The sequence below is a fragment of the Halorussus amylolyticus genome, from assembly GCF_004143485.2.
Classification (GTDB): Archaea; Halobacteriota; Halobacteria; order Halobacteriales; family Haladaptataceae; genus Halorussus; species Halorussus amylolyticus.
In genome coordinates this window covers 158,534-183,359 of sequence record NZ_RXOB02000022.1, presented here as the reverse complement: position 1 = coordinate 183,359, position 24,826 = coordinate 158,534, and the positions used below count along the sequence as shown (strand labels likewise).

The following is a 24,826-nucleotide window of genomic DNA, read 5'->3' as shown; positions in this document are numbered from 1 at the left end:
GTCTGCCGTAATTATAAGTCCCCGACGCGGGATTCAGACACATGGCAACGAGTAGCGACCCCGAAGACGGCTACCGGCGCGACGACGACCGCGGACTGCTAATCAGACTGTCGCTCGCGGTTCGGCGTTCGTTCCTCGCGTTCGTGACGACGCTCGGCGTCGTCTTCCTCGTGTTGGCGGTCGTGTTCTCCGAACACGTCCCCGGCGTCTACTTCGGCGTCATCTCGGGGATGCTCGCGGTGTGGGGCGTCAGCGCGTTCGTGTACGCCGCGCTCGGCCACCTCGGGCTCCGACTCATCGGCTACCGTTGACTCGACCACAGAGGCGACATTCAGACACGCAACCCACTCAGGCTACTACCACTCATGGCATCACGCACACAGACCGACACCGACGATTTCGACACCGACGCCGACGACTTCGGGGGCGACCTCGCGGAAGACGTCGTCCTCGAAGTCCGAAACGCGAACGTATCGTTCGACATGGACCGCGGCGAATCCCGCGTCCTCCGAGACGTGAACCTCGAAGTCCGCCGGGGCGAGGTCCTCGGCGTCGTGGGCGAGTCCGGGTCCGGAAAGTCGATGCTCGCGTCGGCGATGCTCGACGCCGTCGTCTCGCCCGGCCAACTCGACGGCGAGGTCATCTTCCATCCCGAGGACGGCGACCCCGTCGATGTCGTGTCGCTGTCCGACCGCGAACTCACCGAACTCCGGTGGAACGAGATTTCGTTCGTGATTCAGGCGGCACAGAGCGCGTTCAACCCCACGATGACGGTGGGCGCGCACTTCGAGGAGACGCTCCGGGCGCACGGCAGCGACGTAGAGGAGGGCTTGGCGAACGCGCGCGAACTCCTCGAAGACCTCTACCTGCCCGCCGGACAGGTGCTTCGGTCGCACCCCCACGAACTCTCGGGCGGCCAGAAACAGCGCGCGCTCATCGCGCTCAGCCTCATCCTCGAACCCAGCGTGCTCGTGATGGACGAACCCACCGCCGCGCTCGACCTGCTGATGCAGCGGTCCATCATCAGCCTGCTCGCCGACCTCAAGGAGAAGTACGACCTCACGCTGGTGTTCGTGACCCACGACCTCCCGCTAGTCGCCGACATCGCCGACCGACTCGCGGTGATGTACGCCTTCGAACTCGCGGAGGTCGGCCCGACCGACGCCATCGTCGAGGACCCCGCACATCCGTACACGCGGGCGCTCCTGAAGGCGGTCCCGAACGTCGCGGACCGCGAAATCGACATCGCGGGCATTCCGGGGTCGAGTCCCGACCCGGTTCACGTCCCCGAGGGGTGTTCGTACCACCCGCGGTGTCCGCTCGCAGACGAGGAGTGTCGTCGCGACGACCCCGCGTTCCGGTCGGTCGGCGACGACCACGAGGCGACCTGCTTCCACTGGGAGGACGCCGCCGACGAAATCCCGTTCGACACGGAGGGTCACGATGAGTGACGACCCGGTGGTGAGCCTCGAAGACATCGAGGTCCACTTCACGAAGGAGCGACTCCTCGGGTTCGCCGGGTCCGAGACGGTCCGGGCGGTCGACGGCGTCTCGCTCGACGTGTACGAAAACGACGTCATCGCGCTCGTGGGCGAGTCGGGGTGTGGCAAGACCACGCTCGGCAAGACCGCAATCGGCGTCCAGCGACCCACGGGCGGGACGCTCAGATACCGCGGACAGGACGTGTGGGCCACGAAGGACGACGGCGCGCTCGAGGGCGGGTACACCCAGCAGGAGATTCGCCGGGCGCTCCAGATAATCCACCAGGACCCCGGCAGTTCGCTGAATCCGAACTACACGGTCCGGTCGGCGCTGGCCGCGCCGCTCAAGCAGTGGCGGACCGACCTGAACGAGGCCGACCGACACGCCCGGATTCACGGCCTGCTCGAACACGTCGGGATGACGCCCGCGAGCGACTACGCAGAGCGATACCCCCACCAGCTTTCGGGCGGCGAACAGCAGCGAATCGCGCTCCTCCGGGCGCTGTTGATGAACCCCGACGTCATCCTCGCCGACGAGGCGGTGTCGGCCCTCGACGTGAGCCTGCGGGCCGAGATGATGGACCTGTTCCTCGAACTCCAGGACCAGTTCGACACCTCCTACGTGTTCATCTCCCACAACCTCGCCAACGCGAAGTACCTCACGCAGAAGGCCGACGGCCGAATCGGCATCATGTATCTCGGCGAACTCGTGGAAATCGGGACGCCCGAGCAGATAATTCACAATCCACAGCACCCCTACACCAAGGTCCTGCTGTGGGCGACCACCGACGTTCACAGCCACGGGAGCGTCGAGGACCCGCCGGTTCGGTCGCTCGACATTCCCGACCCGGCCGACCCGCCCTCCGGGTGCCGGTTCCACACCCGGTGTCCGGAAGCGCGCGAGGCCTGCAAACAGGCGACGCCCGAACTCGCCGACCACGAGGGCGACGGGCAGCGAGTCGCGTGTTTCCGCCAGCGCGACGACCACGAGTACTGGAACAGCCCCGCGCTCGAAAGCGACGACGACGTGCACATGAACACGACTTCTTCGGACTGAGTGCGAACGCTACTCTTCTGCGACGACGTCGGTCAGTTCCGTCAAACGGTCGATTTCGTGAGTCGGCTCTTCGGGGAGTTCGTAGTCCGCCCGGTGGTCGCGCCACACGAACGCCGAATCGAGACCCGCGCGCCGGGCGGCGATGACGTCGGCCGCGCTGTCGCCGACGTAGAGCGCCGACCGCGTGCCGAGGTCGTCGAGCGCGCGTTCGACGTAGTGGATATCGGGCTTCATTCGTTCGAACCCCGCGACAGTCGGGTCGCGGCCGTAGACGGTCTCGAAGTGGTCGCCGAGGCCGAAGTGCTCGACCATGTGGCTAATCGTCTCGTGTTGATTGTTGCTCACGACGCCGAGCGCGTGACTGTCCGCCAACTCCGGGAGTACCGAGCAGTCGTCGTAGAGGACGCGCTCGCCGTCTTCCATCATCCGTTGCTGGAGCTTCGAGACCGTGCGTTCGCGCTCGGGCCAGAACGTTTCGAAATCGACACCGTGGCGCTCACAGACCGCTCGCATCCCCTCGACAGTCGCCGACCCGATGAACTCCTCGACGTCGGACGCTGGCGGGTCCACGTCGAACGACCGGAACGTCTTTGCGACCGCCTCGCCGTACACGTCCGGATGGTCGGCGTGGCGTTGCAGGAGGACGCCGTCCACGTCGAACACGACCGATTCGTACATGGATGGGAGATGGCCGTACGCCGGTATGAATGTACTGGTCGCTGGGAAAAGAGGGCTGTGTCAGTATTGCAAGAATTGCGGCAGTGACGGAGAGATAGAAAGCCTCGGCGCTCCGAACAGCAGGAGACGACTCCAATAACACCTCGAAAGCCCCGGCGGCGGTCGCCACCGGCGGACAAACCGCGTCCGCCGAGCCCTCGTTCGCTTCGCTCACGAGGAGGCCGCTCTGGCGGATATCTGCGGCTCTCCGCACCGTCGGACGAGTCCGACGAGCCTTCGTTCGCTTCGCTCACGAAGACACCGCCCGCCGCAGATAGAGCCGCCAGAGACGACTGAACTGCACGCGAGCGCGCCGCCCCTTTCAGTCCCGACCCGTTGTCTGTGTCACCGGGCGCTTCCGGTGGAATGCGTCACCGGCCGATTCAGGCGGTCCGGCCGAGTCGCGGCGGTAGAGCCGCCGCGACTCGGCCGGGGTCCGCGAACAATTAAGACACCTCCGTCCGACTCCGGGAACGTGACACGAACAGGGAACGATTCGCCGATAGCAGATACCGACGACCCCTTGACCGAGCTTCTGAAGGACGGTCTCTCGGAGGGCGCGTTTCCGGGCGCGGTGGCGGCGGTCGGGAGCGCCGACGAGACCCATCGGGTGGTCGCGGTCGGCGACCGCGACCCCGAGGAGGGCCTGCCCGCGACTCGCGAGACTGTGTTCGACCTCGCGTCGCTCACCAAGCCGATAGTGACCGCGACGGTCGCGCTCCGACTCGCCGAGGCCGGGACGCTCGCGCTCTCGGACTCGCTCGACCGCCACATTCCGGCGCTCGACGGAACCGAGCGCGGCGACGTGACGCTGGTCGAACTCCTGACCCACACCTCGGGGTTCCAGCCGTACGCCTTCGACTCGGCGTGGACGACGGCTGACGAGACCTTGGAAGGGCTGTACGACCGCTCGCTCATGGACGTGGACCCCGGCGAGCGTTACGAGTACAGTTGTCTGAACTACGTCCACCTCGCGGAGGCGCTCCGGCAAGCCACCGGCGAGTCGCTCGCCGACCTCGCACGGGAGTTCGCCTTCGACCCGGCGGGGATGGCCGACGCGCGTCTCGGTCCGACCGACGCGACGCCAATCGCGGCGACCTACGACCACGAGTACCGCGACCGGGTCCTTCGAGGCGAGGTCCACGACCCGCTCGGGAACGCGATGGACGGCGAGAGCGGAAACGCCGGGCTATTCGCCACCGTGGACGACGTGATTCGGTTCGCTCGCGCGCTCCTGAACGACGGGCACGCGGAGACTGGAACGCGGCTCCTCTCACCCGCGACCGTCGCCCGACTCTCCGAGGACCACGCGCCGGAGGTGGACGAACCCCACAGTTTGGGCTGGCGACTGGCGCGCGGGCAGTACCCCGGCCTTCCGTGGTCGGGCGACGCGATTGGGCACACCGGCTACACCGGAACCTCGCTCTGGATAGACCCGAAAAACGACGTGTTCGCGGTCCTGCTCACGAATCAGGTGTACGACGGAAAGGGAACCGGACTGATTCGATTCCGCGAGCGATTCCACGGACTGGTGGGCGCGGGCCGGTACTGAGAATTAGCCGACCGACCGAGTCGGTGCTAATCGACGCGATACTCCTCGACTTTCTCCTCGTCCACCTCGACGCCGAGACCCGGTTCGTCGGGAACCCGAATCGACCCGGTAGTGGCGTCCGGCGGCGACTTCACGAGGTAGTCGTCCCATCCGTAATAGACGCTGTCGGGCGCGAGATTGATGGCCGGGGTGGCTGCGACCGTGTGGAGCACCGCCGCGGTTTTGACCCCGAGGTCGAAGCCGCAGTGGTGCGAGAGCGAGACGCCCGCCGCGGACGCGACCGCGGCCTGCTCGCGGACTCGCATGATTCCTCCGGCGGGAACGAGGTCGAGCACGCCCACGTCGATGGCGTCCTGCTTTATCAGGTGGTAGAGGTTGTAGGGGAAGTAGGCGTCCTCGTTGACCCCGATGGGGGTCCGGAGTCGCTGGCGGAGTCGCTTGTACGTGCCGGGCGAGTCGATTCGAACGGGCTGTTCGAGGTACTGGAGGTAGACGCCCGCGTCTTCGAGTCGGGCCGCGACCCGGACCGCGTCCTCGGTCGTCCAGCCCTGATTCGGGTCGATGCGGAACTCCATGTCGCCGTCCACCTCGTCGTGCATGGCGACGAGCCGGTCCACGTCGGTCCGCCAGTCGTGGCCCGCTTTGGTCTTGAGCGTCCGGAACCCGGCGTCATACGCGCGCCGGACGTACTTCCTGGACTCCTCGGGACCCATGATACCGAGGCAGTGAGCGATGGGAATCTCGTCGCGGGTCTTCCCGCCGAGGAGTTCGTGGACGGGCGCGCCGAGTTTCCGGCCGAGCGCGTCCCAGAGCGCGGTCTCGACCGCGCCGAGGAACGGCCGGACCTTCGCGTAGGGGTAGTAGAACTCCTCGACGAACGGCCGAATTTCGGACACGTCGCGACCGATGAGTTCGGGCGCGATAACGTCCTCCATCACCGCTTTCGTCACTCGGGCGGACTTCATCCCGACGAGCATCTCGCCCCACCCGGTGACGCCGTCGTCGGTATCGACCCGGACGAGCATTCGCGTCACGTCCCAGACTTCGTCGTGGTTGCTGACGTACGGTGCGAGTCCGAGTCCCTCGTCGCGTGGCTGTACGTCCACGTTGACGGGGATGGCTTCCAAATTCGTGACCGACATACTCACACCGACCGAGCCTCGCCTTATAAATTCTCGCGTCGAATTGCGATTTTTGGTCGGACTGCGACCGGTGACGCGGCAGTCGGGAATCGGCCGGTGAGACAAACAGTCAAAAACAGCCAGTGGGACAAACCACCGTGGGTGGGAATGAAAGGGGCGGCGCGCTCGCGCGTGCGTGGTCGTCTCAGTGACCTCTATCCGAGCGAGCGAAGCGAGCGAGGATATGTCGCTGAGCGACCGCGAGCGCCGTGGGAGCTTCGCTCCCACGAGGTCACACTCGCTGCGCTCGCGTGACCGCGCCGGGGCTTTCAAACCGGTCTTGGTGTCGTCTCTTACTATTCGTAACGAGTGCGCCGGGGCTTTCTGGCGGTTCGCTACACTGCCACCTAACGTCATCTGAATCCCAATTTCCGATGCGACTCCGATAGCGATTTCACTATATTCGACCCGACCGACCCCGTCGAAAACGTCACCCCGATACAAAGCTTATTAATCGTCGCTTCGGAACACACGGATATGGCTGTCATGTGGGCGTATCCCTGGAGTTTTCTCGGCGACCGCTCGACGGCGTCGTTCGACCGCCTCGCCTCCCGAGGCGTCGAAGCGGCGAACGTCGCGAGCCACTACCACTCGATTCGCACGCTCGACCCCCGGCGCGACGAGCGACTGTTCGAGTCTCACCCCGGCGGGTGCTACTTCGAACCGTCGCCCGAGCAGTTCGCGGACACCCCCATCGCTCCGCCGGTCAACGACGTGGCCGGCTCCGACGACCCGCTCGGCGACGTGATGGCGCTGGCCGCGGACGCCGGAGTCGCGGTGAACGCGTGGCTCGTCTGCAATCACAACTCCCGACTGGGAGCCGAGAATCCCGAGTACCGATTCGAGAGCGCGTTCGGAAGTCCGCACGACCACGCGCTGTGTCCGTCCCACCCCGAAGTCCGGGCGTACTTCGCGGGGGTCGCGGGGTCGCTCGCCGAGTGCGGCGTCGAGGAGATTCAGCTCGAATCCGTCGGCTTCCCGAACGCGTTTCACGGTCACGGGAGCGAGTTCGGCCACGACAAGAATCAGTCGGTGACCGGGACCGACCAGGAACTCCTGCTCTCGCAGTGTTTCTGCTCGGGGTGTCGCGCGGCCGCGGCCGACCATCCTGTCGATTTCGACCGGGCGAAAGCGGTCGTCCGCGAGGAGTGCAAGGCGGTCCTCGAAGGCCCGAACGAGTCGGCGGACCTCGCGGCGCTCCGCGAGGAGCACCCGGTCGTAGACGACCTGTTCGACTTCCGGACGGAGGTCATCGAGTCGTTCGTCAGCCGTCTCGCCGAGGCGAGCGACGACGTGCCCCTGAACTACTACGTCGCCGACGGCTTCGGCCACGACCCCGGCGACGGGTGGCCCGCAGGAGTCGAACTGAATCGCCTCGAACCCCACCTCGACCGCGTGACCGCGCTCTGCTACGTCGGCGACCCCGAAGTCGCGCGGCGACGGGTCGAGGACCTCGATGCCGCGGTGGACCTCCCGCTCGACGCTGGCGTCTGCGTGGACCCCGAGGTGGTGGGGTCGAAGACCGAGTGGCAAGCGGTCGTCGGCGCAGTCCGGGACCGGTGTTCGAACGTCCACGTCTACAATCAGTCGCTGCTGACCGACGAGCAGGTCGGGTGGCTTGGGGAGACGTTCGGCTAGGAGTTCGGTTTTGCGGTGGATTGGGTGTCTCTAACGGTTGTTTCGGGTTTTGAAGAACCAAAGTGAGGAACAGCCAGAAAGCCCCCGCCCGGTCGCGGTCGCTCTGCGGGATATTCTCGCGCTCTCAGCACCGCCCGCGCGAGAATAGTCGCCCGCAGAGGCGACCACGTAAACGCGACCGGGCGGCCCCTTTCATTCCCGCGAGGAACGAGCGGGAAGTCGAAAGACGTGTCTTTCGGAAGTCCCACCCTGTCGGTTGCGTCACCGGCCGATTCCGATGGTCTGTGTCACCGAGCGTTTCCGGCGGCCACGTCACCGGCCGTCACGCGATTGATTGGCCGACTGTCGCGTAGCGAAGGTTTATAGGAGTGACGCGAATCGCAGTTCGTATGGAGATTCACTACAACGTCGCGGGGTGCTTTCGGTCCCCGCGCGAGGACATCGAACTGGCGAAGTACGCGGTCGAATCCGGCTTCGAGGGCGTCTGGATAGGCGACCACTTCCTGCCGTGGCTCGACAACCGGCCCTACACGCACCACATCCTCCCGTGGTTCGGCGCGCTGATGGCCGAGGTGCCCGACGTGCCGGTCGGGACTGCCGTGACCTGCCCCACGGTTCGGTACCATCCGCCGGTCCTCGCGCAGGCTATCGCCACGCTCGACAACATGTTTCCAGGACGGTTCGAACTCGGCGTCGGGACGGGCGAGGCGCTCAACGAGGCGCACTTCTACGACGGCGAGTGGCCCGACTGGGGCACCCTCGCGGGGATGCTCATCGAGACGCTCGACGTGATGGAGACGCTCTGGGAGTCCGAGGAGTACGTCGGCTACGACGGCGACTACTACGACTACGACCCCATCAAACTCTACACGCCGCCGAAGGAAGACATCCCGACTCACTGGGCGGCGTGGGGACCCCAGTCGGCCAAGTGCGCGGGGAAGTATGCCGGGAATCTCACGACCGTCTCCTCGCCCGACCACATCGAGAATCTGCTCGTGCCGAAGTTCGAACAGGGCCTCGAAGACGCGGGTCGCTCGCTGGCCGACGCCGAGGTGATGAACCAGATGAGCGCCCACTTCGGCGACCCCGACGAACTCGCGGGCGAACTCCGGGCCGCGGGCGAGCACACCCCCGACGACACCGAACTCGACAACCCCGACCCCCGCGACATCCAGCGGGCCGCCGACGCGGAGTTGGAGACCATCTCCGACGAGGAACTCATCGACGCGAACAACGTCACCGACGACCCCGCGGAGTTCGTGGAGTACGTCGAGGAACTCGAAGCCGCAGGCGTGACCCGCGTGCTAGTCGTGAGCAAGGTCGGCGACCCGCGAGACACCATCGACGCCTTCGCCGACCACGTGATTCCGGAGTTCTGAGCGTTCACCCCGAATCGGCCGGTGCGACGGCCGCCGGAATCGGCCGGTGACACATTCTACGGGAAACAGCCGATGACACAACCGCCGGGAAACACTCGGTGATACAGCCAACAGGACGGGACTGAAAGGGGCGGCGCGCTCGCGTGCAGTTCAGTCGTCTCTGGCGGCTCTATCTGCGACGGGCGGTGTCTTCGTGAGCGAAGCGAACGAAGGCTCGTCGGACTCGTCCGACGGTGCGGAGAGCCGCAGATATCCGCCAGAGCGGCCTCCTCGTGAGCGAAGCGAACGAGGGCTCGGCGGACGCGGTTTGTCCGCCGGTGGCGACCGCCGCCGGGGCTTTCTGGCTGTTCTTGGGTCCGGATTCCGCGGTCCACAATAGCCAACCAAAAAATTCCGGGGGAGCCAACACTACCAAACGGAAAGCAGAGACGCTCACGGAACCGATTCGTCGCCCGTATCCAAACCCTCCCAAGCGGTCCACCTACATTTATATCCCCGACACGATATGTGAGAGCGTATGGTTCGCCTTGGAATCGAATCGGTTCTCGAATCACAGGAGTCCGTCCTCTCGGGCGAGCGCCTCGGTCTCATCACGAACCCGTCGGGCGTGGACTCGGAGCTTCGGACGACTATCGACCTGCTACACGACCGCGCGGAGTTCGACCTTCGGAAACTGTTCGGCCCCGAACACGGGATTCGGGGGAGCGCGCAGGCCGGAGTCGAAGTCGAAGACAGCACCGACGAGAAGACCGGCCTGCCGGTCAAGAGCCTCTACGGCGAGGAGAAACACCTCCGGCCGGAGATGATAGCCGACCTCGACACCGTCGTCTACGACATGCAAGACATCGGCTGTCGGTTCTACACGCTCATCTACACCCTCGCGTACGCGCTCGAAGGCGTGGCCGAGGCCGGAAAGCGCATGGTGGTCCTCGACCGACCGAACCCCATCGCGCCGGTCGCGCCCGCCGGGAATCGCGTGCCGGATTCGCACGCCTCGTTCGTCGGGAACTACGAACTCCCGGTCGTCCACGGAATGACCGTCGGCGAACTCGCGGTGTACTTCAACGAGGAGTTCGACATCGGCGCGAATCTCGAAGTCGTGGAACTCGACGGTTGGGACCGCGACGTGTGGTACGACGCCACAGACCTGCCGTGGGTGTACCCCTCGCCGAACATGCCGACGCTCGGGACCGCGACGGTGTATCCCGGAACGTGCTTCTTCGAAGGGACGAACCTCTCGGAGGGCCGGGGGACCACGAAGCCGTTCGAACTGGTGGGCGCGCCGTGGATAGACGCCGAAGCGTGGGCCGACTCGCTCAACGACGAGGGACTGTCGGGCGTGGCGTTCCGTCCGGCGTACTTCACACCGATGTTCTCGAAACACGAGCGAGACGACATCGAGGGCGTGCAGGTCCACGTCCTCGACCGCGAGAGCTTCGAGCCGGTTCGAACGGGGCTGACGATGCTCATCTCTGCGTTCAACCGCCACGACGACTGCGAGTGGGTCGCCTACGACGGCGACCACTTCATCGACAAACTCGCGGGGGGCACCTACCTCCGGAAGACAATCGACGAGGCCGCCACCTCGAACGGCGCGGTCGAAATCGCCGACGGCATCATCGACCGGTGGGACGACGAGCGCACGTCGTTCCTCGACGCGCGCGACCGACACCTGCTCTACTGAACGACGGTACCCCACTGAACCATGTCCAACGCTTTTCAGCATACCGGAAACGGAGAACGGAACGTCGCGGAGTGGGACCTCAAAGCCAAAGTCGCCCAACTGTTCGTCGTCGGCTTTCGGGGCACGACCCCCGACGACGCCGTCCGCGAGTTCGCCGCGGACGGCGTCGGCGGCGTCATCTACTTCGCGCGAAACGTCGAGAACCCCGAACAGGTCGCCGACCTCTCGCGGTCGCTCCAGCGAACCGCGGCCGAGAACGACGCCCCGCCGCTCCTCGTGTCCATCGACGAGGAGGGCGGCATCGTCTCGCGGCTTCCGTGGGCGGGTCGGCTCCCCGGCGGGATGACCGTCGGCGCGACCCGCGACCCGGACCTCGCCGAGCGCGCCGGGGCGGCCAAGGCGCGCGAACTCCGCGCCGTCGGCGTCAACGTGGACCTCGCGCCGGTCCTCGACGTGAACAACAACCCCGACAACCCGGTCATCGGCGTTCGGTCGTTCGGCGAGGACCCCGAACTGGTGAGCGAGTTGGGGGCCGCGACCGCCGAAGGGTTCGAGTCCGAGAACGTGGTCGCGTGCGGGAAGCATTTCCCGGGCCACGGCGACACCGACACCGACTCGCACCTCGACCTGCCGGTCATCGACCACGACCGCGACCGCCTCGACCGGGTCGAACTCGCGCCGTTCCGGGCGGCAATCGAGGCAGATATCGGCGCGATAATGACGACCCACGTCGCGTTTCCGGCGTTCACCGACGACGCCGAGCGCCCGGCCACGCTCTCGAAGTCGGTCCTGACCGGCCTGCTCCGCGAGGACCTGGGCTACGACGGCCTCATTGCGACCGACTGCATGGAGATGAACGCCATCGCGGACACCGTGGGTACCCCGGAGGGTGCAGTGCAGGCGGTCGAAGCGGGGTGCGACCTCGTGATGGTTTCGCACACGCCCGAAACACAGCGCGCCGCCATCGACGCCGTCGTCGAGGCGGTCGAGTCCGGACGCATCGCCGAGCGCCGAATCGAGGAGTCGGTCCGGCGGATTCTCCGAACCAAGCGAGAGTACGACATCGGCGAGTCGTCGCCCGATTACGATTCGTGGGCCGACGCGAACGACGAGAGCAAACGAGTCGCCCGCCGAATCGCCGAGCAGGGCGTGACGCTGGTCCGCGACAGAGACGCGAATCTCCCCGTCGGTGACGGGGAGATTCGCGTCGTCCAGTTCCCCGGCGGCGCGGGGTCGGAGGTCGAGGAGTCGGGTGCCGACGCGGGCGCGTTCGTCGAGCGCCTGCGCGAGTGCGTGGCCGACCGCGAGGGCGAGACCGCGGTCGAGGTTCAGACGCTCGATGGCGAGTCGGCCGCGCCGAGCGCGGCCGACTCGCTCGAAATCGACCCGGGGGCCGACGAGACGGTCGTGGTCTGTACGCGGAACGCGGCGGCCAATTCCGCGCAGGCCGAGGTCGTCTCGCAGGTCAGTAACTCGGACGCGAACCTCGTCGTCGTCGCGATTCGGAACCCCTACGATTTGTCGGCGTTTCCCGAGGTCTCGACGTACCTCACGACCTACGACGACGCGCCGATTTCGCTCGCGGTGGCGGCCGAAATCGTCGCTGGCGAGCGCGAGGCACAGGGACGGCTTCCGGTCACGATACCCGACGAATAGGGTCGTCTCTCCCTCTATTTCTCGACGGCTTGCTCGTGAACCGTCCGGAGCACGTCGGCGAGTTCGTCGCCGATTCGGTCGAACAGTTCTTCGCCCTTCTCGGCGCTGGCGAGGTCGGGGTCGCCGATTGCGCCCGACTCCGAATACTCCTCGAACTCGGTGTAGGAGGTCACGGGACCGCCTTCGAGGAGGTCCTTCGTCCCGCGGTCGTACGGGTCGTCGAGATACTCCGCGTCGGCGTCCTCGCCGACGAGTTCGGGGTGAAGGTGGAGCAGCAGCGACGTCTCGAACTCGCCGCCGTGGGCCATTCCCCCGGTGTCGCTGTCGCGAATCTCGTCGGCGAACGGGGCCGCGAGTTCGAAGTAGGTCAGGCCCGCGACTTCGAGGTCCGGGTGGGCGTCACCGATGGTGCTCACCGCCACGTCGATGGCCGCGCCGTTCCCGCCGTGGCCGTTCACGAGCAGGACGGCGTCGAAGCCGAGTTCGGCCGCCGAGTCCGCGACCGATTCGAGCAGTTCGATTAGCTGGTCGGCGTCGGCGGTGATGGTCCCGCCGAGTGAGAGATGGTGGGGCGAGTACCCGGTCCAGACCGGAGGCGCGACGAGCGTCGGCTGGTCGTCGGCGACTCGCTCGGCCCCGAGGTTCGCCACCGCGTCGGCGAGCAGGGTGTCGGTGGCGACCGGGAGGTGGTGGCCGTGCTGTTCGACGCTTCCGACCGGAACGACGAGGACGGACCCCGACTGACTCGCGACCTCGTCGATTTCGAGTCGCGTCTTGGTCGCGAGCGCCGCCGGTCCCGCATCGAGACGTGTCATAGTTGGGTGAGGCGGCCGAACCCGCATAAATGTTCAGTATCGCGAGACGTTTCAGGATAGGTGAAACTCGACAGCACGGACGAAACCCGGGAAGACGCGCGGAACTACGAGTAGGCAACCTTGAGTTCGATGACGTTCGCCGCGCCGAGCAGTTTCTCGGCGAGCGTGTCGGTGAGTCGGTCCATCGGCATCGCGCTGGTGGGTCCCGAGACGCTGATGGCTCCGATGACGTTGCCCGATTCGCTCTTGACCGCGGTACCGATACACCGCATTCCGGGGAGGCGCTCCTCGTCGTCGATGGCGTAGCCCTGCTCGCGGACGGCGTCGAGTTCGTCGGCGAGCGCGTCGGCGTCGGTGATGGTGCTGTCGGTCTGAGCCGGAAGTCCGCGTCGCTCGATTACGGCTTCGACTCGCTTGTCCGAGAGGTGCGCGAGGATGCACTTGCCGAGCGACGTGGCGTGGAGGTGGACGTGCTTTCCGGGGTGGATGTCGAGCGGGACCGCGTTCTCGCCCTTCGACGACCAGAGGTAGACGCCCCAGTCGTTCTCCTCAACGAGGAGGTTCGCGACTTCGCCCGTCTCGGCCGCGAGTTCCTCGATTTCGGGCTTCGCGAGCTCGTAGATTTTCCGGCGGTTACGCGCGTACTCGCCGAGGTCGAGAAATCGAAGGCTGACCCGGTACACGTCGTCGTCCTTGAGCACGTAGTCGGCCTCCATCAGCGTGCTGAGGTGGTTGTGGACCGTGCTGTTCGGGAGGTCGAGGCGGTCGGCGAGTTCGGTGAGTCGGGCACCGTCCATCTCCCGGAGCGTCTCGACGATGTCCAACGACCGGCGGGTCGTTTTGACCGGATTTTTCGCCTCGCGTGCCATCGTTGTTCACTGCGTATACACTTCCGGCGTCCTCGTAAATAGCTTTCTCCTCTCGGTGACAGAACCGGCGCGTGGGCCAATCGCCGCTGAGGAGTCGATTTCAACCATGGTGAAATCGACGTTCGAGTATGGAGGTCCGACCGTCGTTTTTCCGAGTGTCTCGGAGAAGAGTATCCCGGAAGACCGACGCTGAAAGCCAGAAATCGGGGCTTCGTCGGCAAGGCGTCGAGGAGTTCGAGATACGCGAGACAGTTCGAAACGCACGGTCGAGTCGCCGTTCGAGATTTCGAAATGCTGAACCCGAACCGGCGGGCGAGTGCCGTGGCGAGACGATTGCAGTATTTCAGAAAGTCGAACCCCAAACGTCTCGCGCCGACGCGGCCGACCTCAGATGTCGGTCACGCGCCGGTATTCGTCGGTGAGCGCCGCGGCGTCTTCCGAGAGGAGCGCCACCACGAGGTACTCGGCGTGGGTCCGGAGGTAGTCCACGAGCTTCGCGATGCGGCCCGAGTCCACCGCTTCGAGCGAGTCGAGCAGCATGAACGGAACCGTCTCGTACACCTCGTGGACGAGGTAGCCCGCAAGCGCGAACACCAGGCCCGTCACCTCGCGCTCGCTCTCGCTGAGGTGGCCGACCGTGTCCTCGTAGGTCGCGCCCGAGTCGGACTGGCGAACCACGTGGAGGTCGAACGCGCTCTTCGAGACGGTTCGGCGACCCTCGCGGACCTCGCGCTGGGTTCGCTCTATCCAGATGCGTTCGAGGTTCGAGTAGTCGAGAATGTCGAGCACCGCGTCCATGTGGTCGTTGAACTCCGAGACGGCCTGGGCTTCGATGCGGTCGATTTGGGTCCGGAGGTCGTCGAGTTCGGCCTGAACTTCCTCGCGTTGGCTTTCGAGTCGGTCCTGCTGTTCGAGACGCCGCTCGATGGCGTTGATTTCGTCCACCACGTCTTCGAGGTCGCTTTCGAGCGTTCCGAGTTCGAATTCGAGCTGATTCGTCTCCTTGTGGAGGTCGAGAATCTCTCGGTACTCGCGGTCTTCGAGCGCCTCGATTTCGGTTTCGAGGTCACCGACCTCGTCGGTCAGCGCGTCCCGGCGGTCGCGCAGGTCTGTGAGGTTCGCCTCGCGGTCCTCGATTTCGGTCTCCGCGCGGCCGAGTTTCCGCTCGATTCGGTCGCGTCGTCGCTGTTGGTCTTCGAGGTCGGACTTCCGGTCCGAGAGGTCGGCGAGGCGCTGTTCGACGGATTGGGCGTCGTCGAGCTTCTCCTGGCGGAGTTCGCGGAGGTGGTCAAGCGTCGAGTCTATCTGGTCGCGCTCGACTTCGCTCCCGCACGTCCAGCACGTGACGCGCTCGGAGTCATCGAGCAGTCGGTCGGTCACCGAGTCCTCGCCCGCGCCGTCATTCCGCGCGTCGTCGCTCGGCGAGGCGAGAACGTGGTCGGCCCCGCCGTCGAGAAGCTCCTCGTTGAACTGAATCGTGCGCTGAAGGTCGCTGGTCTCCGAGTCGAGCGAGCGCTTTCGGTCGCGCAACCGCTCGATTCGGGCGTCGATTTCCTCGACCTCACCCATCGGAGCGTCCGGCAGTTCGTCGCGCTCGGCTTCGAGTTCGCGGCGCTCGGCCCGAAGCGAGTCGAGGCTCTCCTCTTGGGTCTCGATGTCGAATCGAGCGTCTTCGAGGTCGGTCCGGACATCTCGGAGTTCGGCGAACTTCTCTTCGAGTTCGGCCTTCTCTTGGCGCGTCTCGTCGATGTCGGCGTCGGCGGCTTCGAGTTCGGTCTCGGTCGCTTCGAGCGCCGCGCGCTTGTCTTCGATGTCGGATTCGAGCCGGTTTCGCTCCCCTTCGAGGCCCGGGAGGTCGCGCTTGAGCGATTCGAGGTCGTCGAGTTCGTCGTCGAGCCGTCGCTTCTCCGCTTCGCGGTCCCGGATTTCGGCCTGAATCGCGTCGGTATCGACCGGTTCCATGATTAGCTCGCGGAGGTCGTCGCCGCGAGCGACCGCGCGCCGGGCCTCGTTCGATTCGAGCAGAAACGCGAACAGGTCGGCGAGTTCGGGGTCGTCGAGGTACGGGTCGCCGCTCGTGACGACCGCGCCGTCTTTGCGTTCGAGCGTCCGAGTGTACGTCCGGTCGCCGACCGAGAGTTCCACTAACCCCTCGTCGGCGTCGCCTTTCAACGAAACGTCGTCGCTTCCGAGTACGGCCATGATGCTCTGGAGGAACGACGTGCGGTTCGTGGCGTTGCGCCCTTCGAGTATCGTGACCCCCGGAGCCATCTCGACGCTCGTTCGGTCGATTCCGCCGACGTTGGTAACGGAGAGTCTAATCTCGTCCGTCTCCTGTTCTGCGCTCATTATCTACACGCGGATTCACGCGTGCCGTATTTATACGTGCCGAGTCGTCGATGTTCGTATCCAGCAATATGAGCACGAAAGTAGCTATCGCGGAGGCGAGACGGTATTCGAACGCTGGGAACGCCCACAATTGAATAACAAAAGTACCTTTGTTATTCCCTGTTATCCCTTGATATTCCGCCGGTAGAGAGTGACGTTCGAGAGGCGAGAGCGGATTGAAAAAGATATGGAAAGGGGGGATAGAATCACAAAATATAAAGAAGTCTCTAATTCAGGCTTCTAAGATAATATGCTGTTTTTCTGTAAAAGATTCGTTATAATTCGCTATAGATGGATAAGCTACCATATACTGGCTGCCAAACTATTCAAATAGATAATTATGGGGGAGAAATAAATTTTGATATTTTATACTTTTTACGTATTCCGAAAAAGTCCGTTAAATTTCGAATCCCAGTTCGAATCTCCTCGGCCGAACCGACGCGCTCGGTCACTCCTCGTCGAGCGAGTATCCCATCTCTAGGAGCGCGTCGAGAACGTCGTCGGGGTTGCGAAGTGCGGCGCGATACACCGCCTCGCGGACGTCGAACTTCGGAACGTCGCGTCCGAGGAGGGATTCGACCTCGGTGACGAGCGCGCGCTCACCGTCGGCGACGTCCTCGTGGACGAAGAACGTCAGGCGCTCGTCGCGCTCGAACTGCACCGACTTGTCCAGCACCGCGCGCCGGACGATGTACGGTCGAGTCGGCGTCTCGTCGGCCGACTCCTCGGCTTCCCCCGCCTCGCCCTCCTCCGCTTCAGTCTCGTCTGCTTCGGTCTTCTCCGGTTCGTCCTCCGATTCGTTGGGTTCCGTCGTCTCTTCCGTCTCGGCTTGCGTTTCGTCGGCTTCCTCAGTCCCGGTTCCTTCCGTTTCGGTTTCTGCGTCGTCGGACTCGGCTCCCTCGTTTTCCGTCGTCTCGGCTTGCGCTTCGTCGGCTTCTTCCTCGCTCTCGTCTCCGTCGTCGCTCCAGAGGTCGTCTCCCGACCCGGATTTCAGTCCCGTCATGCGCTCACCTCCGCGTCGTCGCGGTCGAGGCTCCCCGGTTCGGGCGGACTCGGGGCCTCGATTCCGGCCTCGGATTCGATGTGACGGGCCAGTTCGTCGAATCGAGCGAGCGTCTCGACTTCGTAGTCGCGACGGCGCTCGCGGTGCTCGCGAACGTACGTGAACGCGCTGCACCGCTCGCGCCAGCACCCCTCCAACAGCGATGTTCGGTCGCGGAAGATGACCGGCACGTCGAACCCCTGCGCGCGGACCTCCTCGATTATCTCCTCCTGGTCGCGGGTGCCCTTCACGCGGTTCGGGACCGCAGCGAGGACGCCGATGCTGATTTCGAGTTGCTCTTCGAGATTCCCCACGAGAACGTCGAGACCGCTCACCGAGGCCTGACCCTTTCCGGAGGGTTCGACCGGGAGGACGAGATTCCGCGTCGCGTCGAGCGCGTTGTAGAGGTGTGGTCCCGAACTCGCTGGCGGGTCCACGACGAGAACGTCGTAGTGTTTGTGAACCTCGGCCTCCCGAAGCACGCGCTGGAGCTGTGTCCACATCGGGAACGACTCGCCGAAGTCGTTTCGGGCCTCCTTCTCCTTTCGGAGCGCTTCGGCGAGGTCTTCGAGTCGGTTGTGTTCCGGAACGATGTCGATGCCGTGCTCGACGGTTCGCACGAGGTCGGCGAACGGACCGTTCGCGCGCCCGACGAGGTGGTGGACGAGCGTATCGACCTCCGTGTTCGCCCGGTCGTCGTCAACGTCGAACAGGTAGCTCAGGTCGCCGTCCTGCTGGTCGAGCGGGACCGCGAGCACGTCGAGTCCCGCTCTGGCGTGGGCCACTGCCAAGTTCGCGCTGAGCGTCGTCTTCCCGACGCCCCCGGCCTCGCTGTACACCGAATACGATAACATAGGACGACTATCGGCGGGGTCGATGATAAGGGTTTACGTCTGTTTCAAATACAGGACGCAATCAGCAGTAACGTTTGAAACATACACTTGTAACAAGTATTTCAAACGAATGCTTGTGCTCTCACCAAACGGTCTCTACCGCAGTGTCACGGCCGATAGCCGAGAGAAACCGGCGGTGTTGCCGCCACGGTCGAATGCCCACTTCGGTATCCGAGATGCTCACGAATAGCATTGGCGAGCGGCCGTTCGTACCCGAGCCAAACGCATCTCACGCCGGAGAGCTGCAGCGTGTCGCCGAACGCCCGTGCCCGACCGTATACTTGTTACTCGCATACCAGCCACTCCAACAGAGCTTCTGTATCGCAACATGCAATTCATCGCGCGCAGAGCGACGGGACCGCCCGCCGAGTCCGGGAGACTCCGCGAACCCTTTACTCTCCGACTTCGTGACCCCTCGTATGGAACCGGACGACAATCACCGCTACTGGGCGAATCGCTCGGAGGAGTTCTCACCGGCGTACTACGCCGATATCGGCCAGAACGAAGTCACCGAAACCCTCGCGGCCGTGTTCGACCACTACGTGGACGCCGACGCCGCGATTCTCGAAGTCGGCTGTAGCTCCGGGCGTCACCTCGCTCATCTGCTCGACGCGGGGTACCAGGACCTCACCGGAATCGACATCAACGACGATTCGTTCGACGTGATGGCGGACCGATACCCCCGCCTGTTCGAGACGGGGACCTTCCACACGGGAGCCATCGAGGACATCGTCCCCGAGTTCCCCGACGGCGCGTTCGACGTAGTCTACTCGGTCGAAACGCTCCAGCACATTCACCCCGACGACGAGTGGGTGTTCGAGGAATTGGCCCGCGTCACCTCGGATTTGCTCGTGACCGCGGAAAACGAGGGCAACAGTCCGCGGCGAGGTCGCGAAGGTGCGGAAGTGAGTCACGTCCACGACGACTTCCCGCTGTACCACCGCGACTGGAAGCGGATTTTCTCGGACATCGGTCTCGCTCAACTCCTGTCGGAACCGGGCAAGCGCGACACGGTTCGCGTCTTTCGCACCGTGTGACGTCGGGACTCCCCCTGCAGAAACGGGAACTCTCCGGCACGGGAGGTGATAAATCGGTATCCGCGATATTAATTCGGTTGGAGAGAGCAGCGCGCTCCGTCGTCCGTCAGTGGCAAGCCACGGTTACACCGAGAAAAAGTAGAGAACGAGATTTCGGCTTATTCGAGGTCGAAACGGTCGAGCGTCATGACTTTGCTCCACGCGTCCGCGAAGTCGCGCACGAACTTCTCCTCGGCGTCGTCGGCACCGTAGACTTCCGCGATGGCGCGAAGCCGGGAGTTCGAGCCGAAGACGAGGTCCACGCGGGTCGCTTTCTCTTCGAGTTCGCCCGTCTCGCGGTCGCGTAGCTCGAACACCCCCTCGGATTCCGAGGACGGCTCCCACTCCATGTCCATGCCGAGCAGGTTCGCGAAGAAGTCGTTGGTCAGCGTCTCCGGCCGGTCGGTGAAGACGCCGAGGTCCGAGTCCTGATAGGTCGCACCGAGCGCGCGCATGCCGCCGACCAGAACCGTCATCTCGTCGGGTCTCAGATTCAGCAGTTCCGCCTTGTCCACGAGGAGTTCCTCGGGCGGTCGTTCGGCCTCGTCACTGAGGTAGTTACGGAATCCGTCGGCTTCGGGTTCGAGCGCTTCGAAGGATTCGACGTCGGTCTGTTCCTGCGACGCGTCGGTCCGACCCGGTTCGAACGGAACGTCCACGTCGTACCCGGCGTCCGCCGCCGCCTTCTCGACGGCGGCGGTCCCGCCGAGAACGATGAGGTCGGCGAGCGAGACCTTCGTCCCGTCTGACCGCGAGTCGTTGAACTCCGCCTGAATCCCTTCTAGCGTCTCCAGCACGGTCTCCAACTGCTCGGGTTCGTTTGCCTCCCAGCTCTTTTGGGGTTCGAGGCGGATGCGAGCGCCGTTGGCTCCGCCGCGCTTGTCGCTGTCGCGGTACGTCGATGCCGACGCCCACGCGGTTTTGACCAGTTCGGAGACGGATAGCTCCGAGTCGAGAATCTCCGCTTTGAGTTGGGCGATTTCCTCGTCACCGACCAGTCCGTAGTCGGCGTCGGGGATGGGGTCCTGCCACAGCATCTCCTCGTCGGGGACCTCCGGGCCGAGGAACCGGGACGGCGGCCCCATGTCGCGGTGGATGAGCTTGTACCACGCCTTCGCGAACGCCTCTTGGAACTCGCGGGGGTTCTGCTGGAAGCGTTCGAGTATCTCCCGGTACTCCGGGTCGCGCTTCAGCGCGATGTCCGTCGTCAGCATCATCACGTCTTCTTTCTCCGACGGTTCCTCGACGCCGGGTGCGGCCTCGTCGAGTTCGCCGTTCTGCGTGGTCCACTGCCACGCGCCACCGGGACCCTTCTCGGGCCACCAGTTGTATTCGAGGAGGTTGTCGATGTAGCCCATGTCCCACGAAATCGGCGCTTCGGTCCACGGACCCTCGATACCGCTCGTTATCGTGTCCGCGCCTTTACCGGAGCCGTGTTCGTTCTTCCAGCCGAGACCCTGCTCCTCGATGGGGGCGGCCTCGGGTTCGGGTCCGAGGTTGTCGCCGGAGTCGGCACCGTGGACCTTTCCGAACGTGTGTCCGCCCGCGATGAGCGCGGCGGTCTCCTCGTCGTTCATCGCCATGCGGCCGAACGACTCGCGGATGTTCTCCGCCGACGCCTCGGGGTCCGGTTGGCCGTCAGGTCCCTCGGGGTTCACGTAGATGAGGCCCATCACGGTGGCACCGAGCGGGTTCTGGAGTTCTCCGTCCTCGTCGAAACGCTCGGAGGCTTCCATCTCGTCCTCGGGGCCCCAATCGACGGCGTCGTCGGGCGCGTAGTCGTCCTCGCGGCCGCCCGCGAAGCCGAACGTCTCGAAGCCCATCGACTCCAGCGCGACGTTCCCGGAGAGGACCAGCAAATCGGCCCACGAGAGCTTGCGGCCGTACTTCTGCTTGACCGGCCAGAGCAGTCGGCGGGCCTTGTCGAGGTTCGCGTTGTCGGGCCAACTGTTGAGGGGAGCGAATCGCTGTCGGCCGCCGGACGCGCCGCCCCGACCGTCGCTGGTGCGGTACGTCCCGGCGCTGTGCCACGCCATCCGAATGAACAGCGGGCCGTAGTGGCCGTAGTCCGCTGGCCACCAGTCCTGCGATGTCGTCATCACGTCTTCGATGTCGGCCTTCACGGCGTCGAGGTCGAGTGTCTCGAACTCCTCGGCGTAGTCGAACTCCTCGCCCATCGGGTCGATTTGGCGGGCGTTCTGGTCGAGAATATCCAAGTTCAACTGATTCGGCCACCAGTCTTGGGTAGACTTAGTCATCGTCGGACGGTTGCCACGTTCGCGTATTAAAACTTCCTACTTCGACGATGAAGTCTTCCCGAAGACCAAAGTAATGTTTCCATTTCGAAAACCGAGTCGTATATAGATGTGGAGGACGCACCCGGTACGACTGTCGAGAAATCCCAAATTTTTGTTGTTTCGGCGGAGAAACCGTGTCGTTTGCTCGGATTCGTGGCAGTCGTCAGGCAAAGTCGAGCGCTCGACCGATACGCCTCATCTCTCGGAGCGCGATTCGGGCGATAAATTTCACATATTAACGCACTCCTAAATAATGCCGACCGACGTGGTACGAGATGACACCTCATGGACTGTAACAGACGAACCCTCATCAAGTCGGTTGGAAGCGCAGTCGGAACTGCCAGCGTCCTCGGAAGCGTCGGCACGGCCGCGGCATCCGGGTCGTACACGAACCACTACTACAGCGGCTTCGATTACTGGAAGTACGTCCCCGACGGCGTCGGGTCGGGCGACCCGCTCGTGGTGATGCTCCACGGCTGCGCCCAGACGGCCGACCAGTTCCGCGAGGAGACCGAGATGAACGCGGTGGCCGACGAGGAGGGCTTCGCGGTCATCTACCCCGACCAGTACAACGCTCGGAACGGCGCGATGTGCTGGAACTGGTTCTACGACGCCAACACCACGCGCGGAAACGGCGAGGCCGAGGTCATCGCCGGGATGACCGACGAAACCGTCGAGACGGAGGGTCTCGACCCCGAGCGCGTGTACGTCGCTGGCCTGTCGGCGGGCGGCGCGATGGTGTCGAACCTCCTCGCGGAGTACGCCGACGTGTACGCCGCGGGCGGGGTCCACTCCGGACTGGAGTACGACGCCGCCGACACCGCGACCGGCGGGACAGCCGCGATGACCTACGGCGGGCCTGACCCGCAGGCGAAGGGCGAGGACGCCTACGACGCGATGGAGGAGTACGGCATCACCTCGACGGTGCCGACCGTCGTGTTCCACGGCACCGACGACACCACGGCGTACCCCGTGAACGGCGAGCAGGCCGCAGAGCAGGCGACTCAGACCAACGACCTCGCCATCAACGGAACCGACGACGGCACCGTCGATTACACCGCCGATAGCGTGACCGAAGGCGAGTCCGAAAGCTACGATTACACGGTGTCGGAGTATCACGACGGGAACGGCGACACCGTGGTCGAAAAGTGGCTGGTCGAGGGCATGGACCACGCGTGGTCGGGCGGCGCGTCCGGCGGGTCGTACACCGCGCCGGGCGGACCCGACGCGAGTCGAATCATGTGGGAGTTTTTCGACGGCCGGACGTTGGACTGAGCCGAGGGTAGGTTTCAGTTTCTAGAAATATATTTACATATTAACCTAGTTCTAAATTAAGGTGCCGGTAGAGGTGATACCTGCCATGCCACAGAAGCTACACCGACGAAGCGTGCTGAAGTCGCTCGGCGTCGCCGCGGGCGGTGCGACCGCGCTCGGGGGCGTCCCGAGCGCGAGCGCGGCCGCAGGGGAGTACACCTCCGAGACGTACGACGGCCGGACGTACAAGAAGTACGTCCCGACCGGGGCCGATAGCTCGACCGAGATTCCGCTGGTGGTGATGCTTCACGGGTGTACCCAGAGTCCCGACGGATTCAAGGACGAGACGGCGATGAACGAGGTCGCAGAGGCCGAGACGTTCGTCGTCATCTACCCCGACCAGACCACGAGCGCCGACATGAACGAGTGCTGGCAGTGGTTCAACGACGCCAACACTACGCGCGGAAACGGCGAAGCCGCGCTCATCAAGGGGATGGTGGACGACGTGAAGGACGACCACGCCATCGACGACTCGCGCGTCTACGCCGCCGGATTCTCGGCTGGCGGCGGGTTCGTCCCGAATCTCGCGGTGGAGTACGCCGACGTGTTCGCCGCGAGCGGGGTCCACTCCGGCCTGATGTACGATGTCGCCGAGAGCCAACTCGAAGGCACGACGACGATGACCGACTGTAGCGGAGACCCCACGCCCTCGGGAATGGGCCAGCAGGCCTACGACCGGATGGAGGACCACGGTATCACGCGCCCCGTCCCGACCGTCGTGTTCCACGGGTCGGACGACTACACGGTCTCGCCGTGCAACGGCGACCAAGAGACCGAACGGGCGGTCATCACGGCCGACCTCGCGCTCGACGGCGCAGACGACGACAGTCCGGACTACGGCGACGGCGAGACCGAGACCGGGTCGGGCGACAGCCTGAGTTATACCCGAACGACCTACGCCGACGACGAGGGGACGGTCTGGGTCGAGAACTACACGGTCGAGGGGATGGGCCACGCGTGGTCGGGCGGCGCGTCCGGCGGGTCGTACACCGCGCCGGGCGGTCCGGACGCGAGTCAAATCATGTGGGATTTCTTCTCGCGATACACCCTGGACGGTGCGGGCGACGGCGACGACGGCGACGATGGTGACGATGGTGACGGCGGCGACAACGACGCGCCGACCGCCTCGGCGGCCGCGACCCCCACCGACCCCGACACGGACGAGACCGTCTCGTTCGACGGGTCGGGGTCGTCGGACCCCGACGGCTCGGTCGAGTCCTACGACTGGGACTTCGGCGACGGAGCCACGGCGACCGGCGAAACCGCGACCCACGCCTACGACGAGTCAGGCGAGTACACCGCGACCCTGACCGTGACCGACGACGCGGGCGCGACCGACACGGATTCGGTGACGGTGACGGTCGGCGACGGCGGGTTCGAGGGCTACTGCGGCACCGACGACAACTACGCCCACGTACAGGCGGGCCGGGCGTACTCGTCGGGCGGCTACGCCTACGCCGAAGGCTCGGACGAGGAACTCGGTCTGTACAACACCTTCGAGACCGCGACGCTGACGGAGACCTCGGAGGGCTACTTCGAAACGACGGACAGTTGTTAGGGTTTGCAGTCGGTTGATTCTGTTTGTGTGTTTCTTTTTGCAGGTCGATGCAGTTCGCGTTTTTCGCCCAAGAGACAGTAAGATGCTATTTTCCCAAAAAGCCAGCAGGGTGCTAGCTACTCCCGGTACAAATGAAGACCGCACCGCCACCGCAAACCACACGCCTCCCCAACCGACTGCGGTCCTCGACTGCTCGCTGACGCTCGCACTCTGTGGTCCTCATCCCTCG

At 64.7% G+C, this 24,826-nt stretch carries 19 protein-coding genes; 11 read left to right on the top strand and 8 right to left on the bottom strand.

Annotated elements, in window-relative coordinates:
* Window positions 1-41: 41 nt before the first annotated feature.
* The 3 genes from EKH81_RS17090 to EKH81_RS17080 are packed head-to-tail and all read left to right on the top strand — an operon-like array spanning window position 42 to window position 2,538.
* Window positions 42-311, top strand: coding sequence for a hypothetical protein (locus EKH81_RS17090; RefSeq protein WP_132060656.1), 270 nt, complete (start codon window positions 42-44; stop codon window positions 309-311).
* Window positions 312-365: 54 nt separating this feature from the next.
* A complete protein-coding gene (locus tag EKH81_RS17085; protein WP_132060654.1) occupies window positions 366-1,451 on the top strand; it encodes an ABC transporter ATP-binding protein in 1,086 nt (361 codons plus the stop codon).
* Window positions 1,444-2,538, top strand: coding sequence for an oligopeptide/dipeptide ABC transporter ATP-binding protein (locus EKH81_RS17080; protein ID WP_132060651.1), 1,095 nt, complete (start codon window positions 1,444-1,446; stop codon window positions 2,536-2,538). The genes EKH81_RS17085 and EKH81_RS17080 overlap by 8 nt, the downstream gene beginning before the upstream one ends.
* Before the next feature lie 9 nt (window positions 2,539-2,547).
* Here EKH81_RS17080 and EKH81_RS17075 read toward each other — a convergent pair whose 3' ends face one another.
* Window positions 2,548-3,216, bottom strand: a complete 669-nt coding sequence (locus EKH81_RS17075) for an HAD family hydrolase (RefSeq protein ID WP_132060649.1) — start codon at window positions 3,214-3,216, stop codon at window positions 2,548-2,550.
* Between the two features lie 514 nt (window positions 3,217-3,730).
* On the opposite strand from EKH81_RS17075, the gene EKH81_RS17070 reads away from it, so the two are divergent.
* Window positions 3,731-4,807, top strand: coding sequence for a serine hydrolase domain-containing protein (locus tag EKH81_RS17070; protein ID WP_238392228.1), 1,077 nt, complete (start codon window positions 3,731-3,733; stop codon window positions 4,805-4,807).
* 26 nt (window positions 4,808-4,833) lie between these two features.
* Here the strand turns inward: EKH81_RS17070 and EKH81_RS17065 are convergent, their stop codons facing one another.
* Window positions 4,834-5,949 carry a mandelate racemase/muconate lactonizing enzyme family protein gene (locus EKH81_RS17065; protein WP_202935183.1) on the bottom strand — a complete coding sequence of 372 codons (1,116 nt, stop codon included), beginning with the start codon at window positions 5,947-5,949 and terminating at the stop codon, window positions 4,834-4,836.
* A gap of 516 nt (window positions 5,950-6,465) precedes the next feature.
* Between EKH81_RS17065 and EKH81_RS17060 the strand changes: the two genes are divergently transcribed.
* The 4 genes from EKH81_RS17060 to nagZ all read left to right on the top strand — a co-directional run bounded on the left by EKH81_RS17060 (window position 6,466) and on the right by nagZ (window position 12,345).
* Window positions 6,466-7,626 (top strand): alpha-amylase family protein, encoded by a 1,161-nt coding sequence (locus EKH81_RS17060; RefSeq protein WP_132060647.1) that lies wholly within the window; start codon window positions 6,466-6,468, stop codon window positions 7,624-7,626.
* Window positions 7,627-7,994: 368 nt separating this feature from the next.
* The gene (locus EKH81_RS17055; RefSeq protein WP_394352045.1) at window positions 7,995-9,005 is read left to right on the top strand and encodes an LLM class flavin-dependent oxidoreductase; all 1,011 of its coding nucleotides are present in this window, start codon (window positions 7,995-7,997) and stop codon (window positions 9,003-9,005) included.
* Between the two features lie 517 nt (window positions 9,006-9,522).
* Window positions 9,523-10,689 (top strand): exo-beta-N-acetylmuramidase NamZ family protein, encoded by a 1,167-nt coding sequence (locus EKH81_RS17050; protein WP_132060643.1) that lies wholly within the window; start codon window positions 9,523-9,525, stop codon window positions 10,687-10,689.
* Window positions 10,690-10,710: 21 nt separating this feature from the next.
* A complete protein-coding gene (gene nagZ / locus EKH81_RS17045) occupies window positions 10,711-12,345 on the top strand; it encodes a beta-N-acetylhexosaminidase (RefSeq protein WP_132060641.1) in 1,635 nt (544 codons plus the stop codon).
* A gap of 14 nt (window positions 12,346-12,359) precedes the next feature.
* Here the strand turns inward: nagZ and EKH81_RS17040 are convergent, their stop codons facing one another.
* From EKH81_RS17040 to EKH81_RS17020, 5 genes are all read right to left on the bottom strand, one after another.
* On the bottom strand, window positions 12,360-13,160 hold the full coding sequence (locus EKH81_RS17040) for a creatininase family protein (RefSeq protein WP_132060639.1): 801 nt from the start codon (window positions 13,158-13,160) through the stop codon (window positions 12,360-12,362).
* Window positions 13,161-13,264: 104 nt separating this feature from the next.
* On the bottom strand, window positions 13,265-14,029 hold the full coding sequence (locus EKH81_RS17035) for an IclR family transcriptional regulator (protein ID WP_132060637.1): 765 nt from the start codon (window positions 14,027-14,029) through the stop codon (window positions 13,265-13,267).
* Between the two features lie 387 nt (window positions 14,030-14,416).
* Window positions 14,417-16,378: an archaea-specific SMC-related protein gene (locus tag EKH81_RS17030; protein WP_132060635.1), complete on the bottom strand. Its 1,962-nt coding sequence runs from the start codon at window positions 16,376-16,378 to the stop codon at window positions 14,417-14,419.
* Window positions 16,379-16,865: 487 nt separating this feature from the next.
* The gene (locus EKH81_RS17025) at window positions 16,866-17,420 is read right to left on the bottom strand and encodes a DUF7970 domain-containing protein (RefSeq protein WP_132060633.1); all 555 of its coding nucleotides are present in this window, start codon (window positions 17,418-17,420) and stop codon (window positions 16,866-16,868) included.
* On the bottom strand, window positions 17,417-18,313 hold the full coding sequence (locus tag EKH81_RS17020) for a ParA family protein (RefSeq protein WP_132060631.1): 897 nt from the start codon (window positions 18,311-18,313) through the stop codon (window positions 17,417-17,419). The genes EKH81_RS17025 and EKH81_RS17020 overlap by 4 nt, the downstream gene beginning before the upstream one ends.
* Window positions 18,314-18,771: 458 nt before the next feature.
* Here EKH81_RS17020 and EKH81_RS17015 point away from each other — a divergent pair, with 458 nt between their 5' ends.
* Window positions 18,772-19,389, top strand: coding sequence for a class I SAM-dependent methyltransferase (locus EKH81_RS17015; RefSeq protein WP_132060629.1), 618 nt, complete (start codon window positions 18,772-18,774; stop codon window positions 19,387-19,389).
* A 158-nt stretch (window positions 19,390-19,547) separates the two neighbouring features.
* Here EKH81_RS17015 and katG read toward each other — a convergent pair whose 3' ends face one another.
* Window positions 19,548-21,686: a catalase/peroxidase HPI gene (katG, locus tag EKH81_RS17010; protein WP_132060627.1), complete on the bottom strand. Its 2,139-nt coding sequence runs from the start codon at window positions 21,684-21,686 to the stop codon at window positions 19,548-19,550.
* A 324-nt stretch (window positions 21,687-22,010) separates the two neighbouring features.
* On the opposite strand from katG, the gene EKH81_RS17005 reads away from it, so the two are divergent.
* A complete protein-coding gene (locus tag EKH81_RS17005; RefSeq protein WP_132060625.1) occupies window positions 22,011-23,000 on the top strand; it encodes an extracellular catalytic domain type 1 short-chain-length polyhydroxyalkanoate depolymerase in 990 nt (329 codons plus the stop codon).
* A gap of 85 nt (window positions 23,001-23,085) precedes the next feature.
* Window positions 23,086-24,597: an extracellular catalytic domain type 1 short-chain-length polyhydroxyalkanoate depolymerase gene (locus EKH81_RS17000; RefSeq protein ID WP_132060623.1), complete on the top strand. Its 1,512-nt coding sequence runs from the start codon at window positions 23,086-23,088 to the stop codon at window positions 24,595-24,597.
* Window positions 24,598-24,826: the final 229 nt, after the last annotated feature.